The organism is Marinobacter sp. M3C (genome assembly GCF_023311895.1).
GTDB lineage: Bacteria > Pseudomonadota > Gammaproteobacteria > Pseudomonadales > Oleiphilaceae > Marinobacter.
The window spans coordinates 2,281,300-2,301,497 of the sequence record NZ_CP092284.1; the positions used below are offsets into that span (position 1 = coordinate 2,281,300).

General features: G+C 55.1%; 22 protein-coding genes. 10 read left to right on the forward strand and 12 right to left on the reverse strand.

What is annotated here, in order from left to right; translation table 11 throughout:
- Positions 1-20: 20 nt before the first annotated feature.
- From MIH18_RS10610 to MIH18_RS10650, 9 genes are all read right to left on the reverse strand, one after another.
- Positions 21-782 carry a fumarylacetoacetate hydrolase family protein gene (locus MIH18_RS10610; protein WP_249007335.1) on the reverse strand — a complete coding sequence of 254 codons (762 nt, stop codon included), beginning with the start codon at positions 780-782 and terminating at the stop codon, positions 21-23.
- Positions 783-784: 2 nt separating this feature from the next.
- Complete coding sequence (hydA, locus tag MIH18_RS10615) at positions 785-2,215, reverse strand: dihydropyrimidinase (RefSeq protein WP_249014525.1); 1,431 nt, start codon at positions 2,213-2,215, stop codon at positions 785-787.
- A gap of 93 nt (positions 2,216-2,308) precedes the next feature.
- On the reverse strand, positions 2,309-2,515 hold the full coding sequence (locus tag MIH18_RS10620; RefSeq protein ID WP_249007333.1) for a hypothetical protein: 207 nt from the start codon (positions 2,513-2,515) through the stop codon (positions 2,309-2,311).
- A gap of 80 nt (positions 2,516-2,595) precedes the next feature.
- Complete coding sequence (locus MIH18_RS10625) at positions 2,596-3,300, reverse strand: GntR family transcriptional regulator (protein WP_249014526.1); 705 nt, start codon at positions 3,298-3,300, stop codon at positions 2,596-2,598.
- Positions 3,301-3,323: 23 nt separating this feature from the next.
- A complete protein-coding gene (locus tag MIH18_RS10630) occupies positions 3,324-3,563 on the reverse strand; it encodes a hypothetical protein (RefSeq protein ID WP_249014527.1) in 240 nt (79 codons plus the stop codon).
- A gap of 49 nt (positions 3,564-3,612) precedes the next feature.
- Complete coding sequence (locus tag MIH18_RS10635; protein ID WP_249007330.1) at positions 3,613-4,377, reverse strand: aspartate/glutamate racemase family protein; 765 nt, start codon at positions 4,375-4,377, stop codon at positions 3,613-3,615.
- A gap of 43 nt (positions 4,378-4,420) precedes the next feature.
- Complete coding sequence (locus tag MIH18_RS10640) at positions 4,421-5,701, reverse strand: TRAP transporter large permease (RefSeq protein WP_249014528.1); 1,281 nt, start codon at positions 5,699-5,701, stop codon at positions 4,421-4,423.
- On the reverse strand, positions 5,698-6,255 hold the full coding sequence (locus tag MIH18_RS10645) for a TRAP transporter small permease (RefSeq protein ID WP_249007328.1): 558 nt from the start codon (positions 6,253-6,255) through the stop codon (positions 5,698-5,700). The genes MIH18_RS10640 and MIH18_RS10645 overlap by 4 nt, the downstream gene beginning before the upstream one ends.
- Positions 6,252-7,250: a TRAP transporter substrate-binding protein gene (locus MIH18_RS10650; RefSeq protein ID WP_249014529.1), complete on the reverse strand. Its 999-nt coding sequence runs from the start codon at positions 7,248-7,250 to the stop codon at positions 6,252-6,254. The genes MIH18_RS10645 and MIH18_RS10650 overlap by 4 nt, the downstream gene beginning before the upstream one ends.
- 408 nt (positions 7,251-7,658) lie before the next feature.
- Between MIH18_RS10650 and MIH18_RS10655 the strand changes: the two genes are divergently transcribed.
- On the forward strand, positions 7,659-7,871 hold the full coding sequence (locus tag MIH18_RS10655; RefSeq protein WP_249007326.1) for a hypothetical protein: 213 nt from the start codon (positions 7,659-7,661) through the stop codon (positions 7,869-7,871).
- On the opposite strand, the gene MIH18_RS10660 is transcribed toward MIH18_RS10655, so the two are convergent.
- Genes MIH18_RS10660 through MIH18_RS10670 form a run of 3 tightly spaced genes read right to left on the reverse strand, consistent with a single transcriptional unit; the run spans position 7,852 to position 9,692 of the window.
- Positions 7,852-8,583 carry an LrgB family protein gene (locus MIH18_RS10660; protein WP_249007325.1) on the reverse strand — a complete coding sequence of 244 codons (732 nt, stop codon included), beginning with the start codon at positions 8,581-8,583 and terminating at the stop codon, positions 7,852-7,854. The genes MIH18_RS10655 and MIH18_RS10660 overlap by 20 nt on opposite strands.
- Positions 8,576-8,944 carry a CidA/LrgA family protein gene (locus MIH18_RS10665; RefSeq protein WP_249007324.1) on the reverse strand — a complete coding sequence of 123 codons (369 nt, stop codon included), beginning with the start codon at positions 8,942-8,944 and terminating at the stop codon, positions 8,576-8,578. Before MIH18_RS10665 ends, MIH18_RS10660 begins: the two co-directional genes overlap by 8 nt.
- A gap of 19 nt (positions 8,945-8,963) precedes the next feature.
- A complete protein-coding gene (locus MIH18_RS10670; protein WP_249007323.1) occupies positions 8,964-9,692 on the reverse strand; it encodes an FCD domain-containing protein in 729 nt (242 codons plus the stop codon).
- Positions 9,693-9,984: 292 nt separating this feature from the next.
- Here MIH18_RS10670 and dctP point away from each other — a divergent pair, with 292 nt between their 5' ends.
- The 9 genes from dctP (at position 9,985) to MIH18_RS10715 (ending at position 20,187) form a co-directional block, all read left to right on the forward strand.
- Complete coding sequence (gene dctP, locus MIH18_RS10675; RefSeq protein WP_249007322.1) at positions 9,985-11,100, forward strand: TRAP transporter substrate-binding protein DctP; 1,116 nt, start codon at positions 9,985-9,987, stop codon at positions 11,098-11,100.
- An 85-nt stretch (positions 11,101-11,185) separates the two neighbouring features.
- Positions 11,186-11,890, forward strand: coding sequence for a TRAP transporter small permease subunit (locus MIH18_RS10680; RefSeq protein ID WP_249007321.1), 705 nt, complete (start codon positions 11,186-11,188; stop codon positions 11,888-11,890).
- Positions 11,887-13,431 carry a TRAP transporter large permease subunit gene (locus MIH18_RS10685; protein ID WP_249014530.1) on the forward strand — a complete coding sequence of 515 codons (1,545 nt, stop codon included), beginning with the start codon at positions 11,887-11,889 and terminating at the stop codon, positions 13,429-13,431. Before MIH18_RS10680 ends, MIH18_RS10685 begins: the two co-directional genes overlap by 4 nt.
- Before the next feature lie 68 nt (positions 13,432-13,499).
- Positions 13,500-13,925, forward strand: a complete 426-nt coding sequence (locus MIH18_RS10690; RefSeq protein WP_249007319.1) for a heme-binding protein — start codon at positions 13,500-13,502, stop codon at positions 13,923-13,925.
- 115 nt (positions 13,926-14,040) lie between these two features.
- The gene (locus MIH18_RS10695) at positions 14,041-15,528 is read left to right on the forward strand and encodes an FAD-linked oxidase C-terminal domain-containing protein (protein ID WP_249007318.1); all 1,488 of its coding nucleotides are present in this window, start codon (positions 14,041-14,043) and stop codon (positions 15,526-15,528) included.
- Positions 15,521-16,579 carry a glycolate oxidase subunit GlcE gene (gene glcE, locus MIH18_RS10700; RefSeq protein WP_249014531.1) on the forward strand — a complete coding sequence of 353 codons (1,059 nt, stop codon included), beginning with the start codon at positions 15,521-15,523 and terminating at the stop codon, positions 16,577-16,579. The genes MIH18_RS10695 and glcE overlap by 8 nt, the downstream gene beginning before the upstream one ends.
- A gap of 15 nt (positions 16,580-16,594) precedes the next feature.
- Positions 16,595-17,803, forward strand: coding sequence for a glycolate oxidase subunit GlcF (gene glcF, locus MIH18_RS10705; protein WP_249014532.1), 1,209 nt, complete (start codon positions 16,595-16,597; stop codon positions 17,801-17,803).
- 66 nt (positions 17,804-17,869) lie between these two features.
- On the forward strand, positions 17,870-18,580 hold the full coding sequence (csiR, locus tag MIH18_RS10710; RefSeq protein ID WP_249014533.1) for a DNA-binding transcriptional regulator CsiR: 711 nt from the start codon (positions 17,870-17,872) through the stop codon (positions 18,578-18,580).
- Between the two features lie 380 nt (positions 18,581-18,960).
- Complete coding sequence (locus MIH18_RS10715) at positions 18,961-20,187, forward strand: acyl-CoA dehydrogenase (protein ID WP_249014534.1); 1,227 nt, start codon at positions 18,961-18,963, stop codon at positions 20,185-20,187.
- Positions 20,188-20,198: the final 11 nt, after the last annotated feature.

The window sequence follows — 20,198 nt, forward strand, 5'->3', positions numbered from 1 at the left end:
TGTTTCAACCCATCCCGTTTTCAGTCAAGAGTCAACTCCACCTCGCCTATTGCCTCGAACACTAATCGAGCACTTTGGCCGCGCTGCATTTCCAGCACGCCATTAAAGGTGCCGGTAGTGATCACTTCACCTGCCTGAAACCCCACACCACTGGCGGCAATACGGGTGTTGATCATCTGCATCAACAATAGTGCGGGATCGCCGCCGGGGTGTTCACCACGGCCCGACAAGGCGATGTCGCCATCTAGCGACAAGCGATAGGCGGCGTCCTTCATCTGCCGCAAGTTTCCACCATCAACGCCGCTGCCCAGCACGAAGCCGCCATGACTCAGTCCATCGGCGAGTTGCCATAATGGCGGCACATCGGGCCAGCGTTCAAAACGGCTATCGACCACCTCGATCGCAGCGTGCAGGGTGGCAACTTGGGCGGCTATCTCCTCCAATGTGTAGGGTGCGCCCCGCGCCGGTAAGTCGCCCCCCAGCACGACGGCCAGCTCCGGTTCGAGAAACACCCTATGATAGTCTTTCCGCGCAAGGCGCGCCGGCGAGTGGCGGCTGTGTTCACTAAACAACCGCGAGAATCGTGGCGCTTCGCCTTTGATAATGCCACCGAGTTTCCAGCCTGAGGGCGTACCTAAATACGCCGACACCCGCTCCTGAATGCCATAGGCGTCCTGCACTTCGGTCAGCGGAATATCCTCGGGCAGCGGGATCTGAGTGTGTCGCTCGTAGGCCTCGATCAGACGTTGGGCGCCGGCGGTTATGATCTCGTCATGCGTCATATTCAGAACCCCTTGGCGTTGCCCCGTGGACGCGCCGGCTGTGGTGTGTCGCACTTGAGAAACTCACCGTAACCGGCCTCGCCCTCGGGCTTGCCGGCCCGGGATACGACTTGGCCACGGCAAAGTGTCAGCATTGGGCGGCCGGTCAGCTCAAGCCCCTCGTAAGGGGTATAGTCCACGGCATGATGCAGATCGGCGTTGCGTATGGTGCTTTTCGCCGTCGCGTCCCACAATGTCAGATCGGCGTCGCTGCCGATCGCAATGGTGCCCTTGCGTGGATAAAGCCCGTAGATTTTGGCGGGGTTGGTCGCGGTCAGCGCCACGAAGCGGGTAACGTCGATACGCTCTTTCACCACCCCTTCAGAAAACAGGATCGACAGGCGTGTCTCGAGACCGGGAATGCCGTTTGGGATGTGTTCAAAATGAGCATGTTCACCGTTTAGCTTCTTACCCTTGGGGTCCTCGAAGCGGAACGGCGCATGGTCCGATGAAAACACCTGGAAAACTCCAGATTCGAGCCCTTGCCAGACCGCTTCTTGGGCTGCCGGGTCTCGGGGTGGCGGGCTGCATACATACTTGGCACCTTCGAACCCGTCGCGATCCAGATCCTTAGCCGTAAGCATCAAATACTGCGGGCACGTCTCACCATAGACGCGTAACCCCCGGTTCTGTGCCCAGCGAATCTGCTCAATGGTCTCGGTGCCGGAAACGTGCACGATCAGTACCGGCACATCAACCAGCTCTGCCAGTGAGATCGCGCGGTGGGATGCCTCACGCTCGCCAATGCTCGAATGTGCCACGCTATGATAATAAGGCCCGGTGTTACCGCTCTCAGTGAGGATCTCGGTCAAATAGGCGATGCAGTCGGCGTTTTCCGCATGGATCATCACCATGGCGCCTTCGCGACGCGCCAGCGCCAGAACTTTGAGAATCTCGCGATCGTTGAGCTTGAGGTCATCGTAGGTCATGTAGATTTTGAAAGAGCTGTAGCCCTCCTTGATCAGCGCCGGTAGCTCGTCTTTCAACACCGTTTCGGTAGGATCGCTGACGATCATGTGAAAAGCGTAGTCGATGAAAGCTTGGCCATCGCTGCGCCGATGATAATCTTCTACCGCTGCACGTAGGCTCTGTCCCTTCTGCTGGGCTGCAAATGGCATCACAGTGGTGGTGCCACCGCAAGCCGCCGAACGCGTACCGGTGTAAAAGCCGTCAGCCATTACCGCGCCATCGCTGAGCGGTTGATCCAGATGGCAGTGCGCGTCGATGCCGCCGGGCAACACCCATAACCCTTCAGCATCGATGACTTCAGCGGCCGTGCCCAGCTGATGACCGAGTGCCACGATGCGCCCCGCCCTGATGCCGATATCGGCGTAGTAGCAGTCTACAGCGGTAATAATTCGGCCGTTTATAATCAATGTGTCGAAGTTCTGCATGATGTTGCTGCCTTTATTTTCGTTGTGAATACTGTCCTGGCGGCACGTCTTATCCCGCCAAAAAATACGTTCGATACAGATTCAGCCTTTGTTTCAGAGCTTCGACTGTCGATTTTTCAAATAGACAAGCCAACCGCCGCTTGCCGTGATATCGACTACGGCCGGCAGGCTCATCGCCGACGCTCTTAGGCACATGCTCAATGACCCCGATCCGTCTTCCAGCGCGAAATTTATGGAACCGCCAGCCAGCGCCTGACCATTAACAAACATACGCACTTTAAAATCGTTGTGTTTCTGCATGAAAGCCTCCCTTTAGATTTGAAAAATAGCAGCGGTGATGCGCGGCCCGATCACCCAAGGCTCTATGGGAAATCCTCACGCTAGCGGTTGCTACTAGTAATCGCTTCGCCGGTATGCCGAACGTGATCAGATAACAGACGTTGAGCGAGTTCACCGTTGCGATCCTTGAGCGCCTCCAGAATGGCACGGTGTTCGTCGGTAGACTCCTGCCAGCGGTCGATACTATTCAAAGCCAGATAACGGGCCCGCTCAAGGCGACCAAGCAAGTGCCGGTGAGTTTCTTCCAACACCGGGTTCTTGGCCCCGGCCACTAGCAGGGCATGGATACGTTGGTTGAGCGTAAAATAAGCGGCGCGATCGCCTTTCGCTTGAAGTTTCTCTAGCCGCTCCTGCATTGTTTCCAGCTGCTTGAGGTCGGTGTTGGTCATTCGGCTCGCGGCTAGCTCCGCGGCAAGGCCTTCGATACCGGCTTCAGTCTCGAACAGATATTCGAGCTCCTGGGAATCGATGAGTGTCACCACAGCGTTTCGGTTGGGCCGCCTTGCGACCAGACCGTCGCTGGCCAGCATGCGGATCGCTTCGCGGAGCGGGGTTCGAGAAATCTGAAGTTGTTCGCACAGCGCCGGCTCAACGATGCGTGCACCGGGAGCCAGCTCACCATGAACGATCATCTGCTGCAGTATCTGATAAGCTCCCTGTGCCAGAGAAGTAAATTGAATGCGGCGCGGATGAAGCACCGTTTCAGCGGTGTCAGATGTTAGGGGAGTGTTGTTGGTTGTGCTCATTCGCAGAACCTCCTGATAAATAGTTAAATGAGATCCCTGAAGAGGCTTGCTGCGGCAGCACTCAGCATGGCGGCCGCGAAGATCGAGTTGGCATCGGTGTATTTGAAATCGCGGCCCAACGTAAAGTTCGTATCTGTGTCGCAGATCAGCTTCAGGCGATCCGGCCGATACGCAAAAATGACCGATGCGGTATCGTCATTGAGATCGATACGGCTTGCCTCGATCGGCATACCAGCCAGCGGCGAAACCACGGTCTGGATCACGGAATATAGCTCGTAGTGCGAATAAGCACTTTGCATAAACGCTTGGTGATCAAGTGAATGGTTCATCCATAGGTTGGCGGCCCACCAATGCGGCAAGCGAGGAACCAAGGCCTTTGCATGGTTTGGCCGGGGGTTGGGTGTAGCTACCAGCGGAGGGCGTCTTGACTGCCATGTCTACCATGGCCTGAGCCTGAATCACGGCACAGGTCACACCGTCGAGGACCGGTACCGAAATTCGGTCGGCCACTGAGCGGGCCAGACCGGCAAGAGGGGCACCGGCGAGAATCAGCACGTCGGCGCCATCTTCTTCTACCGCGCGGCGGCCGAGTTCGATCAGGCGCTCGCCCTGGTTTTCCTGTACCCGGCCGATATGCTGCAACGGCTCGTCCAGGGCGCGGATGCTCGCCAGACGCCCTTCTAGACCGTAGGAAGCGATGCATTCGCGGTACCAGGCCTGTATACGCTGCGAAATGGCGATGACCGAGAAGCGTCCACCGTGCTGGCAAGCACTCATCAACGCTGCCTCGGTCATGCCCACCACAGGAATCGGCATGATCTCGCGCAAGGCTTCAAGGCCAGGGTCGCCGAAAGCGGCGACTACGATTGCATCGTGCTGCTGGTAAAGTTCCGCGGCGATTTGCATGGCAGCGTAGCCGCCGATCAATGCTTCTGCCCGGGTTTCGATATAAGCCACGCCGAAACGGGCGGTGGCCATGGTCAATTCGGTTGCTGAGCGAATGCTGCGAGAGGCCTCATTCTCTATCAGGCGAGTCACGTCTGGGGAAATATTGGGATTGATGACTAGCAGTTTCATGGCAGGCTCTTTGGTTCGTATATACGAAGGTGTCTGGTTTGTTTCAATAACCAAGTGTTCTGGGCAACCAGGTCACGATGTCGGGGAAAAGCATGCATGCTGCCAGCACCAGGTACTGGAAAACAATGAAAGGCCAAGCGCTTTTCATCAATTCATTAAGGCTGATCTTCGAAATACCACACATCACGAACAGCAGTACGCCCACGGGTGGTGTCATCATGCCGACGACCAGATTCATCACGAACAGGAAGCCGAACAGCAAAGGGTCAATCCCGTAGGACAGGGCAATCGGCGCCAGCAGCGGTACCAGCATGATAAATGCGGCATTCGATTCTATGAACATGCCTACCAGGATCAATATACCCATGACCAACAACAAAAAAGTCATCGGATCAGAGGTGAAGTCCTGCAGCCAATTGGCCAACTGCATGGGTATTAAGTCAATGGTGAAGGCGAAGGTTATGGTCGAAGCGAAAGCGATCAAAGCACCGACCATGGCAGCCGTTACCGCAGCTTTGAACATGGCCTTGGGCAGATCGGAAAGCCGTAATTGGCGTGTGACGAAAAAACCCATTATTAGCGAATAGACCACGGCAATCGCTGCGCCTTCGGTAGCGGTGAAAGCGCCGGCAACGATGCCGCCGACGATCACAACGGGCATCAAAAGGATTGGCAAAGCGCGCCAAGTCTGGATGAGGACATGCTTCAGCCCCATGCTGCCTTCGCTCAGGGGATAGCGCCGACGTGCTGAAATGAACGAGGCAAGCCCCATGAAACCGACCGCCAGAATGATGCCCGGCACCACACCGGCCATGAACAGTCCGCCGACCGAGACACTCGAGCCTGCCATCAGCGCATAGACGATCATGACGTTGCTGGGTGGAATGATGGCCCCGAGGTTGGCGGCAGAGGCCACCACCGCGCTGCTGTATCCTGTGCCATATTTCTCGCGCATAGAAGGTATCAGGGCGCTGCCCAAGGCACTGGCACTGGCCACGGCGGCGCCGCTGACGGCAGCAAGCACCATACCCGCAACAATCGCCACGTGGGCCAGACCGCCGTGCACACGGCCGACCAGCGAGTTAGCAAAGTCAACCAGGCGTTGCAGAATGCCTGCGGCGACCATCAATTCACCGGCCAGCATAAAGAGCGGGATCGCCATTAATGGAAAGTTGTCGATGGAGTGCATCATGCGCTGGGGCATGACCGAAAAATCCATATCACCGATGAAAAGCCCGACCAGCGAGGCCAGGCCGAGGGCAAAGGCAAGCGGCATGCGCAGCAAGGCGAGAACTAAGAAAGTGATGATAATGGCTAAAGTCATGAGGTCTCTCCTTCCTCACTCGCGGCGGGAGCGCTGGGCAACGGTTCGATTTGAAAAATTTGCACGATCAGGTGCAGCAGACTGTGCCCGGCACTAATCAACACGGCGATATAAAAAACGGCCGCGGTCACCGGAATGGTGGGCATCAGTTGTTGCCATTTGTCCCCCACCGCTCCCAGCGACAGCCATACCAAGATCAACATCAAAGCGGCGCTGGCCAACGCCATTAAACGAGACAAATACTGCTGAAACGTCTCGGAAAATAAGCTGGCTACCGCGTCAATACCTACGTGTATGCCGATCTTAATGCCGTGTGGAATGGCCAGAAAGATCGCCCAGACGAAGAACAAGCGCGATAGCTCATCCGCTGAGTCGATTGAGGTGGATAGCACGAAACGAGCAAACACCTGGGCCGATACCAGTAGCGTCATCAGGCCCATGGCCAGAATGATTGCATAATAGGATGTGCGATCGATCGCCAGTATCGCCACAAGAAAGCGACGTTGCGCCGGGCTGGAAGAATGCGCTTCCAGCCAGGGCGTTTTAGGTTTCATTTGTTCAACGCTGCTTGCACGCTTTCGACTATTTCCGCGTCGATTTTTTCTTTCAATTCATCGACCACACCTTGGGTTGCTTTTCTCAGCTCTTCGCGAGCCTTCAACGAAAGGGAGGTGAATTCCATGCCACGATCGATCAGCTGCTGACGTGCGGTGTCGGCTTCCTCGGCAGCTCTGCTGCGCTGCCACTCAACAGCGACATCCATGGCTTGCTTAACAGCTTGCTGTTGGTCTTCGCTGAGAGATTTGAATTTTTTCAGGTTGGCAATGATAACGATGTAGTCGTAGAAGTGGCGGCTATCAGAAAGATACTTTTGCACCTCGTCGAGACGCCGTGTGGCGATGACGCTATAAGGATTTTCCTGACCGTCGATTACGCCCTGCTGGAGCGCGCCGTAAACTTCCTTTATGCCCATGGACACGGGGTTGGCACCCAGGGCGCGGAAAGTATCGAGGTGGGTCTGGTTGGGTTGCAGGCGAATCTTGAGCCCTTCAAAATCCGCTTTAGATGCAATCGGTCGCACATTGTTGGTGATATTGCGAAAGCCAAGTTCCATATAGCCAAGGGCGGTAAAGCCCTTTTCGGCCAATTTCTTATCGAGCATATTGCCCACTTCGCCGTCGATGACGCGAAAGGCATCTTCGCGATTGTCGAAGGCGAACGGCAGGCTTAGTGCCTCAAATTCTGGCACTATTCGCGACAGGTAAGCTATGCCCACCCAAGTGCCCATGACGGCTCCGGAACTCACCTGATCGATGTTCTCGCTTGCGCCGCCCAGTTGCATGTTGGGAAAGAGCTGGGCGGTAACGTCGCCATCGGTGCGGCTGGCCAGCTCTTTCTTGAAAATCTCCATGGCCTGACTGCTGGAGTGATCGCTCGGGAAGTTTCCTCCAAAGCGCAGGTTTTCGGCGCTGGCCAATAGCGGTGTGCTGAGCCCTAGAGCCATTAACCAAGTACAGCAGTGACGAGTTAGACGTGTTGTTTTTATCATAGTGAGATTTCCTTCGCTGCGGTTTTTTGAAACGATCTTGCTATACGGGCAAGAAAAACGATGCGTTGAAAAACCATAAGCCAGTTTTCTTAAATTTCAAAATACAAAATACTATTTTTTTAATTAATCTTTAAAATTAGTAATTTAGTTTTTTAAAAAATGAACTTTTAGAAAATATTGACGATAATCGAACGATGGAAAGGATGACCTTAAATAGCCAAGCGGAATGTCTGAGGGGCTCGGCCGTCGCAGTCAGAGCAACGGCTCATCAATAACAGCATGGAAACCGAAAAGTTAACGCAGCCAAGGGGTCTTGGGGTTTATTGAGTGGCAGCCGGAGCCGTCACGGCGAACTCACGGCCAGGAAACATAAGTATGGGGATCGGGGAACTTCAATAGGGGACAGATTTGAAATCTGTCCCCGGTTTCATCTGCTCAGTTGACAGGGTTCTTCGACAATTCGATGGCGATACTCACTTCCACAACTCCGAAGCTTACCGTAATGCGGACGACCCGCCCATTGCCCGTAACTCTTCGGTAAATTCGGGCGTAACCACCAGCATTATTAAGGCCAACCGATATCTAATCGAAGTGGGTGCGTTCAGCCAAGCACACCGGTAATACTCAACATCCATGGCAGAAAAACCGAGTAGAGGAAAGCCGATAGCGCCATTGCAAGACCGGAGAACGCGCCCATCTGGGCGCTGACCTGAAACGCCCGGGCGGTGCCAATACCGTGGGATGTCATACCCATGGCAATACCTTTCACGCTGTCGTCTCGAATACCCATTAAATCGAACAATTTCGAGCCAATAACGGCGCCAATAATGCCGGTCACCACCACCAAAGCTGCCGTGAGCGAAGGCAGGCCTCCGATCTGTTCCGATATCGCCATACCCACCGGGGCCGTTACTGATTTGGGGGCCAGCGACAACTGGGTTTCAAGGCTCGCGCCCAGCAGCCGGGCAATGGCCACCGAGCTGAACGCGCCAACGACCACCCCGGTTACCAACGCCACGGTGACCGGCAGCCACACCTGTTTCAGCTTGTTGAATTGCTGGTACAGAGGAATCGCCAGCGCTACGGTGGCGGGGCCCAGCAGAAAGTGCACGAACTGGGCGCCATCAAAGTAATCATCGTAGGACGTATCCGTCGCCAGCAGAAACAGTATGAGCGCCGTGACCGATGTAACCACCGGGTTGAGCAAAGGATTGGAACCCGAGCGCAGGTAAAGGCGGTGCGCCAGGCTGTAGGCCACCAGGGTCATGGTCAAACCCAGAAGGGGTGACGCCGACAGATAAACCCATATTCGTGTCAGATCCGGTTCAATCATGGCTCGGCCCCCGCCTGGCAGTCAGCCGGGTTACCCACTGCATCACCAAAGCGGTGACCGCCATGGTAATAATGGTACTGAGCAAAAGGGTGACACTGATGGGCAACCACTCGTTGCCAAGGCGGCTAAAATGCACAATAAGCCCCACACCCGCTGGCACGAACAACAGCGAAAGGTGACCCAGAAGAGCAGTAGACGCGGGCTCAACGGCTTTGGCCATCCGGCCCCGTATCATCAACGTTATAAAGAGCATGACCATGCCCATGACCGGACCTGGCACCGGCAACCCCAGCAACCGAACGCTAACTTCACCTGCCAGCTGGTAAATCAGAAGCAGAGTGATTCCATTAATTAACTGCATTGAATGTCATCCAGAAATATCAGGTTTGGCGAAAAGCAGACGGCGTAATGGAAGCACGGATCAGCCCATGCTCCTGCGTTTCGATGGCTCTGAGCGCTTCAGCAACATGAGCCACATGCGCCATAGCCGCCTTTTGGGCCCACTTGGATTGCCGGCTGATGACTGAATGGTAGATCTGGCGGTGATGTTTGTCGATCTGCTGCTTGAATGCATCCCGGTGGCTAAGATTGGCCACCGACGCCTGCACCGAGTTCAACATGAGGTCTTTCAAGCTGTTGAGCACGTGAATCAGCACCGGGTTATGGCAAGCGTTCACTATGGCCCGATGAAAAGCATGGTCGAGGTCCGCATTGGTGAGCGGATCGGCTTTCTCCATTGCTTCGAAGGCTTTGGTAATCTGGTACTGGTCTTTTTCTGTGGCGCGTTCTGCCGCCAGATACGCGGCCTTTCCCTCCAATTCCTGTCGCACATCGAACAGATCATAAAGGGTGCGGGAGTGCTCCATGAACATCTGCATCAAGGGGCCGTTGCCCTCGGGCTCCGGCACCATATGCGACACGAAGGAACCTTTGCCATGCTGTGTTCGGATGATGCCCCTGCCCTGAAGCTCATGAAGGGCTTCCCGAACGATGGCGCGAGAAACCCCAAAACGGCTTGCCAACTGCCGTTCGGAGGGAATCATCTGCTCTGGCGCAAGACTGCCGTCGAGAATCAGTTGTTCAAGGCGGTACGCGACCGCCCGGGACATGGGAATGGGTTTTTCCTGCATCACTGAAATCAACTGGTCAGACCAGCCTCCCATGAAAAAAAGTTTAGGTTAGCGGATAGCGCGCCTGACAAAGAATATGGCTGATGCCTGCGTGCCTGTCCACAAAAACTGGTCTGACCAGTTAGCAAAAAACTAGACTTGAATGCCGTTTCGAACCATAAACTATGTGAAAGTCACCTTGTAATGTGAAGTGCTCACGAATAATTCGTTTGGCGCTCATCCTACAGAGTGGTTCCAACAACAACAAAGCCCTGCATCTGGAGTTTCTTCGATGACTGACAACAACCACAAGATCGAGAACGAAGGCGCGGTACATCGTCGCGGCTTCCTAAAAACCCTCGCGGTGTCCGCCGCCATCAGTGCAACATTGCTGGCCAGCAGCGTTCAGGCAGCGACCACCTGGAAAATTCAGTCCGTTTGGGACGCTGGCACTGTCGGTTATGACCTGTTCAAAGGCTGGTGTGACGGCATGGAAGAAAAAAGTGGCGGCGAGCTCAAGTTCACCTGCTTTCCTGCCAAAGCGGTTGCGGCCGACAACAATGGCCTGTTCGATGCCGTGCGTAATGGCGTACTGCAAGGCATGAACCCGTTTACTATATACTGGTCTGGCAAAATCCCGGCCTCGGTATTTATGACGTCGTACCCTGGAGGTCCTGATCAACCACACCAGTGGGACACCATGTTCTACGCCTTGGGCATGCTGGAAAAAACCCGCGAAATCTATGAAAAATTCGGCCTGTTCTATGTCGGCCCTATCCAGCACGACGCCAACATCATTCACTCCAAAGAGCCAGTTAACAGCCTTGAAGACCTCAAAGGTCTAAAAATGCGCCTTCCCGGTGGCATGGTGGCGGAAGTGTTTGCCGAATTCGGCGTGTCGTCGGTCAGCCTGCCCGGCTCAGATATTTTCCCTGCATTGGAAAAAGGTACTATCGATGCGGCCGACTATGTGGGGCCCGCCGTTAATTGGGAACTGGGCTTTGCTCAGGTCACCGACAACATCTTGATGGGCCCTCCGGGCGTCATGTCGGTTTACCAACCAGTAGACCTAATGGACCTGACCATCAACCTGCGAGCATGGAACGCCCTCGACCCGAAACTTCAGCAACTGGTTGAAGACGAAGTCCGTATTTATTCCCAGAAGCACTATCTCGCCATTCAAGCCCGTAACATCGAAGCTATGAAAAAGTTCAAGGAAGCGGGAACCACCGTATCCCGCCTGAGCCAGGAAGACCTGCAAAAATTCCGTCGCGCGGCGATTCCGGCTTGGTTCCGTTGGGCCAACAAAGACGAAGACGCCCGAGCCATCTTCGATATTCAGCTCGCATACATGATGAATGACATCGTTGGTTACGTTAGCGAAGACGACATCAAGGGCCTGAAGTAACACGCCCGCACAACTCAGGGGAGAGCGCTCGCTCTCCCCTATTTTTTTCATTACAACATCTGGGTATAACCAGAGGTAGTTCATCATGTCTGATCTGGAAGGCTTTGGCTTTGTAATGCCGCATTGGCTGTATTGGGGCTGGCTTGCGGTAATGCCGCTTATCATGATTGCACTGGATCGCCCGCGCCGTGCCAACCCGAAACTCGATACAAAAACCGACATTCCGGTTGGCGGGGAACTTCAGGAAGAGCCCTCCGCACTTGCCTACCGGCCCTCAGACGAAAACCTGTTTACCCGTTCAGTAGACTGGATGAGCGACAAAACAGGCCTGTTTATTTCATTCTGGACCGTTAATGCGGTGTGCTTCTATTTCTTCGAAGTCATCATGCGTTACGTCTTCAATATGCCGACCATCTGGGTGCATGAGGCCAGCTTCCTGCTACTGGGCATGCAGTACTTGCTTGCGGGCGGTTTCGCCCTGTTAAACGGCTCCCACGTGCGGGTAGACGTGGTCTACAACTATTTGCCTGTGCGCGGACGGGTGGGCATGGATATTTTTACATCTATGTTCTTCTTCATGTTTGCGCTGGTACTGATACTAACCTCCTGGACCTACTTCACTAATGCGTACTCTATGGGCGAAACCACCGTTGAAACCTGGGGAATTCAGTACTGGCCGGTCAAAGGCGTTATGTTGCTGGGTTCGGTGCTAATTCTACTGGCCGGTATCTCAAAACTGCTGAAAGACATTTCAGTCTTTATTCGTCTTGGCCGGGAGGCATCTGAATGACCACTCAAACAGCCAACGCCAACCCTGCGCCGAAGAACCCTCTTATCGGTAAATTGGGCACCTGGCTGATGATCCTGGCAACTCTCGGGATCGGTTTTATTATTTGTATCGAAATGATCAACATTCTGTTTTTCGACCCTTACAGTGACGATTTTTTCCTGTTTCGCTTTGCTGGAAGCCTGTCCAATATTGAAATCGGGCCACTGACCTACCTGATGTTCGGCTCGTTAATGGTTGCCCTGATGATGGGCTTGCCGCTGGCGTTCGTGACCGGTGGTCTGGGTGTGATGTTTGTTTACCTGGTCGGCGACGCGGCGATGCTCAACATTGTGCCAAGCCGTATTTTCCCGATGATGACCAACTCTGACCTAGCGGCCATTCCTCTGTTCATCTTCATGGCCTCTATGCTGGAACGAGCGGGGCTGATCGAGGAAATGTTCAGTGTGGTCTATAAATGGATGGGCGGCCTGAGTGGCGGCCTTGCGGTAGCCACTATTTTGGCCTCTACCATTCTGGCTGCGATGGTCGGTGTTATCGGTGCCGCGGTGGTTACCATGGGCATCATTGCTTTGCCTGCCATGCTAAAACGCGGTTACGATCACAAGATCGCACTGGGTTCGATCATGGCTGGCGGCACGCTGGGCATTCTGATCCCACCCTCAATTCTGGCCATTCTTTACGCCGTGGTTGCCCAGCAATCCGTAGGCGAGCTGTACCTCGGTTCAATCGTTCCAGGCATCATGTTGTCATCCACCTATATCGGTTACGTGCTGATTCGTAGCTGGATTAACCCAAAACTCGGGCCGCCGGTGCCACTGGAAGAACGCATTTCCATGGGTGAAAAACTGCGTCTGCTGAAAAGCCTGATCGCGCCTCTGATTCTGGTATTTCTGGTGCTGGGCCTATTGTTTGGCGGCGTGGCAACACCGGTGGAAGCTGCGGGTATTGGCTCATTCGGCGCCATGATTGTGGCCTGGAAACACGGCGCACTGTCTATTGCTGCGCTGCGGGATGCGTCTGTTACCACCACCAAAGCCTCTGCCATGGTGCTGTGGATCATGTTCGGCGCCTCGGTGTTTGTAGGCTTCTACATCCTGCAAGGTGGCCAGGTGTTCATCACTGAAACCATCCTGGGCATTGGCCTGTCTCCGTACGCCGTGTTGTTCCTCCTGATGCTGCTGTTGGTGGTTCTGGGCATGTTCCTGGACTGGGTGGGCATCCTCTTGCTGGCCGTGCCGATCTTCATTCCTATTGTTGAAGCACTGACCTTCGACGGTCTGTTCGGCTTGCCAGGCATTGATAGCTCAGACGTGGTGCTCTGGTTCGGGGTGTTGTATCTGGTGAATATGCAGATGTCGTTCCTGAGTCCGCCCTTCGGGTATGCGCTCTTCTATATCCGCGGGGTGTGCCCCCCGGAAATCTCGATGGCAACCATCTTCCGGTCAGCACTGGTGTTCCTGGGGCTGCAGGCACTCGGTCTGTTTCTGTGTATAGTCTTCCCGGCCATCGTCACCTATCTGCCGAATCTGGTATACGGCTGACGGCTGGCACCTAAGAAAATCGAGGCCGCTAACTAGCGGCCAACTCAACCATTTAAGGAAAATATAAAATGATCACACTGAAAAGACTGGACCAGCAAGACGCCCGCCTGTTGATCGAAGGCGCCGCCGCCAAGGCTCGGGAAATCGGCATCCCGATGTGTATTGCCATTACCGACGAGTCCGGTAACCTGATCGCTTTTGAGCGTATGGATGGCGGCAAAATCAGCAGTGTGATCGTCGCTCAAGACAAGGCTTACACCGCCGCCGCCGCCCGCAAGGCTACCCACGAATACAACGCCGCCTGCGTACCCGGTAATCTGGTATTCGGTATTCATACCTCGCAGGGCGGGCGTTTGTGCGTGGTCGGTGGCGGTCTGCCTGTTGTTGTAGACGGCGAAGTGGTTGGCGGCATTGGCCTAAGCTCCGGTTCACCGCAACAGGATATGGATTGTGCCCAGGCCGGTATTGATCACCTCAATTCTGGTCGTGCATAGCGCTTCATTGTGAACAGCACTGTACTGGTAACAGCACTTTACGGTGAACATAACGTAGTTATAAATAGAACTGCCCCGTAAACAGGACTGCCCCACACAGGGCCGGAGTTGCGTAATGAACATTGACAGAAAACCGTTAAACACTGCCGCCAGCAAGCCTGGCAAAGCCGAGTTGGCAAAGATGTTTCGGGAATTCATTGATCCACAATTCGTCATTACCGACGAAGAAACGCTCAAGCCCTACGAGTGTGACGGCCTGTCAATGTATTGCGTTATGCCGCTGCTGGTGGTGCTGCCAGAGACCGTAGAACAGGTGCAGCAGGTAATGCGCCTGTGCCACCAGTACGGAATTCCGGTGGTCGCCCGCGGCGCTGGCACCGGCCTGAGTGCGGGCGCCATGCCCGACGCTGGCGGTGTGGTGTTGTCGCTCGCCAAGTTCAACCGCATTCTGCACATCGATCCGCTTGCGCGTTCGGCGCGTCTGCAATCCGGCGTGCGTAACCTGGCCATCAGTGAAGCCGCCGCCGACTATGATCTCTACTACGGTCCAGACCCATCCTCCCAGATCGCCTGCACCATCGGCGGCAATGTGGGTGAAAACTCCGGCGGTGTGCATTGCCTTAAATACGGGCTAACCACCCACAACATTCTCAGCGTCGAGATGGTTACCGTAGACGGTGAGCGTGTGGTGATCGGCAGCGATGGCCTGGACAGCTGTGGCATGGACCTGCTGGCGCTGATTACCGGCTCTGAAGGCCTGCTGGGAATCATTACCGAAGTACAGGTAAAGCTGTTGCCAACCCCGGAAATTGCGCGGGTCATTATGGCTGGGTTCGGCACGGTTGATGAAGCAGGCGCGGCTGTCGGCGGCATTATTGCCCAGGGCATCATCCCCGCCGGGCTGGAAATGATGGACAGCCATGCCATCATAGCCGTAGAAGCCTTTACCGGCGCGGGCTACCCGGTGGAAGCCGCCGCCCTACTGCTGTGCGAGGTAGACGGTACCAAGGAAGAAGTACAGGAACACATCGAAAAAGCCGAAGCCCTGTTCCGGGATTTTGGCGCCACCTCCATTCGTACCTCAAAAGACGATGCCGAACGGGCTCTGCTATGGAAAGGCCGCAAGAACGCCTTTCCTGCCATGGGCCGAATTTCTCCGGACTACTACTGCATGGACGGCACTATTCCCAGGGCGCACCTCGGTCAAGTACTGAACGAGATGCAAGACATGTCAAAGCGATTTGGCCTGCGCGTCGCCAACGTATTTCACGCCGGTGACGGCAACCTGCACCCGCTGATCCTGTTTGATGCCAACAAAGAGGGCGAACTGGAGCGCGCAGAAGCCTTTGGCAGCGACATCCTAGAGCTTTGCGTTAAAGTGGGCGGCTGCATTACCGGCGAACACGGTGTTGGCGTAGAGAAAATCCGCCAGATGCCCATGCAGTTTACGGACCCCGAAATTGAACAGCTAAATGCCGTCAAAAGCGCCTTCGACCCTCAGGGAACCTTGAACCCGGGCAAGGGCGTACCCACCCTGCGCAATTGCCAGGAATACCGAGCCATTAACGCCAAACCACAGGCCCCGGAAATGCAGCATGCCTGACATCACCAAGCACCTTCAGCAACAGATCAACGAAGCCCGTAGCCAGGGCCGCAAACTGGCCATTGTGGGCGGTGGCAGCAAGCAGTTCATGGGCCGCAAGATCAACGCCGAGCAACTGGACGTTGGCGGCCATAGCGGTATTGTTGACTACCAGCCGCTGGAGTTGGTTTTAACCGTTCGCGCTGGCACGCCGCTGAGCGAAATCGAAACCGCACTGGCCGAGAAAAACCAGATGCTGTCGTTCGAGCCGCCGTACTTTAGCGACCGCTCCACCATCGGTGGCACCCTGGCCTGCAACCAGTCCGGCCCGGGCCGACCCTGGTGGAACTCGGTGCGTGACCAGGTACTGGGCGTGAATCTGATTAACGGCAAAGGCGAGAGGCTGCGTTTTGGCGGTCAGGTGATGAAAAACGTTGCGGGCTACGACGTCTCACGCACCCAGGCAGGCGCCATGGGCACGCTTGGCGTCATGACAGAAATCAGCCTGAAGGTTTTACCCAGACCGGCAATCACCCTGACCCTGTCACGGGAAATGGAGCATTCCGAAGCCATACGTTTTATGAGCGCCCGGGCCGCCGAGCCCAAGCCTTTGTCCGGCGCCTGTTGGCTGGATGGTACGCTGTATTTACGACTGTCCGGCGCCCACTCTGCGGTGGAAGCCACGGCCAAGCAGTGGGATATACCGGTAATGGCAGACGGCAACACCTTCTGGCAACAATTGCGCAATCAGCAATTAGAATTCTTTGCGGGCGAGCAACCGCTTTGGCGTTTCTCCATAAACTCCACCGCGGCAACGCCACCGCTAACAGGCCCCTGGCTGCTGGACTGGGCTGGCTCCCAACGCTGGTACCGTGGCGATGGCGAAATGGCCACCATGGAAGCCCATGCCGAGAAAGCCGGCGGACAGGTCAGCCTGTATCGCGGCGGTGACCGCACCGGCGAAGTCATGCACCACCAGCAGCCCGCCCTGCAAGCCATCCAGAAACGACTGAAACATTCCTTTGATCCAGACGCCCTTTTTAATCCCGGGCGGCTCTACAGCTGGTTGTAACCTAGCAGGTGCTTAATGAAGACCAACCTTGTTGCTGAATTTCAGAACACTGCGGAAGGCCTGGAAGCCGAATCCATATTGCAGGCTTGCGTCCATTGCGGTTTTTGCACCGCAACCTGCCCGACCTATCAAGAACTCAATGACGAACGTGACGGCCCTCGGGGTCGCATCTACCTGATTAAGGAGCTGTTGGAAGGCGCTGAAGTCACCAGCAAAACCCGCGACCATCTGGACGGCTGCTTGACCTGCCGCGCCTGCGAAACCACCTGCCCCTCCGGTGTCCAATACGGTCGTCTGATAGATATTGGCCGTGGCGTGATTGAGGAAAAGCTGGAACGCCCGCGTAACGAGCGGTTAATGCGGCTGGCATTGCGAAAAATATTGCCGTACAGCAGCCGATTCGGGCCGCTGCTGGCGCTTGGGCAAACGTTCAGGCCCCTGCTTCCAGAGGCCCTGAAATCCAAGGTGCCGCCGCGACGCAAGGCCTCACCCTGGCCCACTGCCAGACACCCTCGGGTGATGATGGGGCTGGCCGGTTGCGCACAATCCTCCGCTGCCCCCACGACCAATGCGTCAACGGCGCGAGTGCTGGACAAGCTTGGAATTACTCTGGTAGAGGCTCCGAAAGCCGGATGTTGCGGTGCCGTCAGTTATCACCTGTCGGCCCATGAGGAAGGTTTAAACTTCATGCGCAACAACATCGACGCCTGGTGGCCCGCCATTGAAGCCGGGGCCGAAGCCATTGTAATGACCGCCTCCGGCTGTGGCGCCATGGTGCAAGACTACGGCCACCTGCTTCGCGACGACCCGGTGTACGCCCAAAAAGCCAAGCGCGTCAGTGAACTGATGAAAGACATCAGTGAAGTGTTGCTGGCCGAAGATCTGGAAAAGCTCGATCTGCAGGCATCCGCCGACAAAATAGCCTTCCACTGCCCCTGCACCCTGCAGCACGCCATGCAGAAAAATGGCCTGGTGGAACAGGTTCTGACCAAAGTCGGTTTTAACCTGGCCAAAACCAAAGACAAACACCTGTGCTGCGGTTCCGCGGGCACCTACTCGATCATGCAGCCGGAAATGAGCCAGAAGCTGTTGAAGAACAAACTCGCAGCGCTGACCCTGGACCAACCTGACCGCATCGTCACCGCCAATATTGGCTGCCAGCTGCATCTGGAAACCAAGGCAAAGGTGCCGGTACAGCATTGGGTGGAACTGCTGGACCGATGAGTCCACTCCACTGCTTTCAATCGATTTATGCTATGATTTGAGGTCAATTTTTCGAACCTGTTAACCATGAATCTGAACACACGCCAAGAAGAGCAGGCGGATATCAGAGAGAACCTCGGTGTCCGCGCTTACAAGCTGCTAAAGAATGACATTATCAAGGGTCAGTTCCACCCCGACGAGAAGCTACGTATGAGCATCTTGAAGGAGCGCTACGACCTCGGTATCGGGCCGCTACGCGAAGCCTTGTCGCAATTGGTAGCCGAGCAATTAGTCGTGGCCATCAGCCAGAGAGGCTATCGCGTTTCTCCAATGTCGCTTGCAGAATTGCATGATATTTACGATGCGCGCGCAGAGCTGGAAGCCATGATGCTTGGCCTGGCGATTGAACGGGGTGATGACAACTGGGAAGCGGACATATTGGCCCGAAACTATCAGCTCGCTAAACTGAGTGAAACCCATACCCCCGGCTCACTGCTGGAAGTATGGGATGCCCGCCATAGCCAATTCCATATCGCTCTGGTTTGCGGCTGCCGTTCTCCTCAGCTTATGAAAGTGCGCGACGGCCTTTTTGATAAAGTTCAGCGCTATCGCCATGTCTGGCTAAAAGAAACTGTTTTTTCCAGCGAGGCCTTAGAAAAAAAACGCCAAGAGCACGCTGCGCTTGTGGAGGTTACTCTTGCACGCCGCAAAGAAGAGGCCGAGAAGATGATGCGCGAACACCTGATGACGCCTGTGCCGATCATCACTGCAGTCATGCAACAGCAAGGAACTGCCTGAAACCAGTATTCTGCAATAATGGCCCGTTAAAAATAAAAAAGGGGAGAACAATATCGTTCTCCCCTTTTTTATTTTTACTACCTGCAAAGCAGGCGGTGCGTTTTTTAAAACAACAAGCCGGGTAGCCACAGCGCAATGCTCGGAAAGGCGACAACCAATGCAAGACCGAAAAGCTGCAAGCCAACGTAGGGCATCGCCGAGTAATAAATATCCACATTATTCAGACATTCGAATAAGTCGCTTTTATATACAGTCTATCCCTACTTTTGGTGGTCTTGCACCAGGCGGCATCATGTCCATTCGGTGTCAAAGAGCCCACCCGGGTTTCGCGCACTTAAAATTATTTTGACGTTTTGTTAAAATGTAGATATTTTGTCTAAATGCTTCTTGCACCACCAACCGCCATTATCTGTTTAGGAGTTTTGACGATGAGCCATTTTAATTGGGACGATCCACTACTGCTGGAACAGCAGTTGACTGATGAAGAGCGCCAGATTCGCGACGCTGCCCATGACTACTGCCAGGAAAAACTCCAACCGCGGGTTTTGTCAGCGTTTCGCGAGGAACGTTTTGACCGCGAAATCATGAGCGAGATGGGCGAACTCGGCTTGTTGGGTGCAACGGTCTCACCGGAATACGGTGGCTCGGGCGTTAATCACGTTTCTTATGGATTGATTGCGCGCGAAGTTGAGCGCGTTGACTCCGGTTACCGCTCGGCCATGAGCGTGCAGTCATCGCTGGTGATGTACCCCATCGAAGCTTATGGCTCGGAAGAGCAGAAGCACAAGTACTTACCCAAACTTGCCAGCGGCGAACTCGTTGGTTGTTTCGGTCTGACAGAGCCAGACCACGGCTCCGACCCAGGCTCGATGATTACCCGTGCGGTGAAAGTCGACGGTGGCTATTCTCTCACCGGCGCCAAAATCTGGATTACCAACAGTCCGATTGCCGATATCGCAGTGGTATGGGCAAAATCCGCTGCCCACGATAACCAGATCAAAGGCTTTATTGTTGAACGCGGCACCAAAGGATTCAACACGCCGAAAATCGAAGGCAAAGTGTCTCTTCGTGCGTCTGTTACTGGCGAGATCGTGTTGGACGATGCGTTTGTACCAGAAGAGAATTTGCTACCGAACGTCAGCGGCTTGAAAGGCCCGTTTGGTTGCCTGAACAAAGCCCGCTTCGGTATCGCTTGGGGCGTAATGGGCACGGCTGAATTCTGCTGGCACGCAGCACGTCAGTACACCCTGGACCGCAAGCAGTTTGGCCGTCCATTGGCTGCTAACCAATTGGTTCAGAAAAAACTCGCCGACATGCAGACCGAGATCACCTTGGGTTTGCAGGCAGCGTTGCAGGTGGGTCGCTTGATGGATAGCGGCAACTGGGCCCCAGAGATGGTTTCGCTGATCAAGCGCAATAACTGTGGCAAGGCACTGGACATCGCTCGTCAGTCGCGTGACATGCACGGCGGCAACGGCGTTTCCGACGAGTACGGCGTGATTCGCCACATGGTGAATCTGGAATCGGTTAACACCTATGAAGGCACGCACGACATACATGCGCTGATTCTGGGCCGGGCTCAAACCGGCATCCAAGCCTTTTTCTGATTTTTCTAACG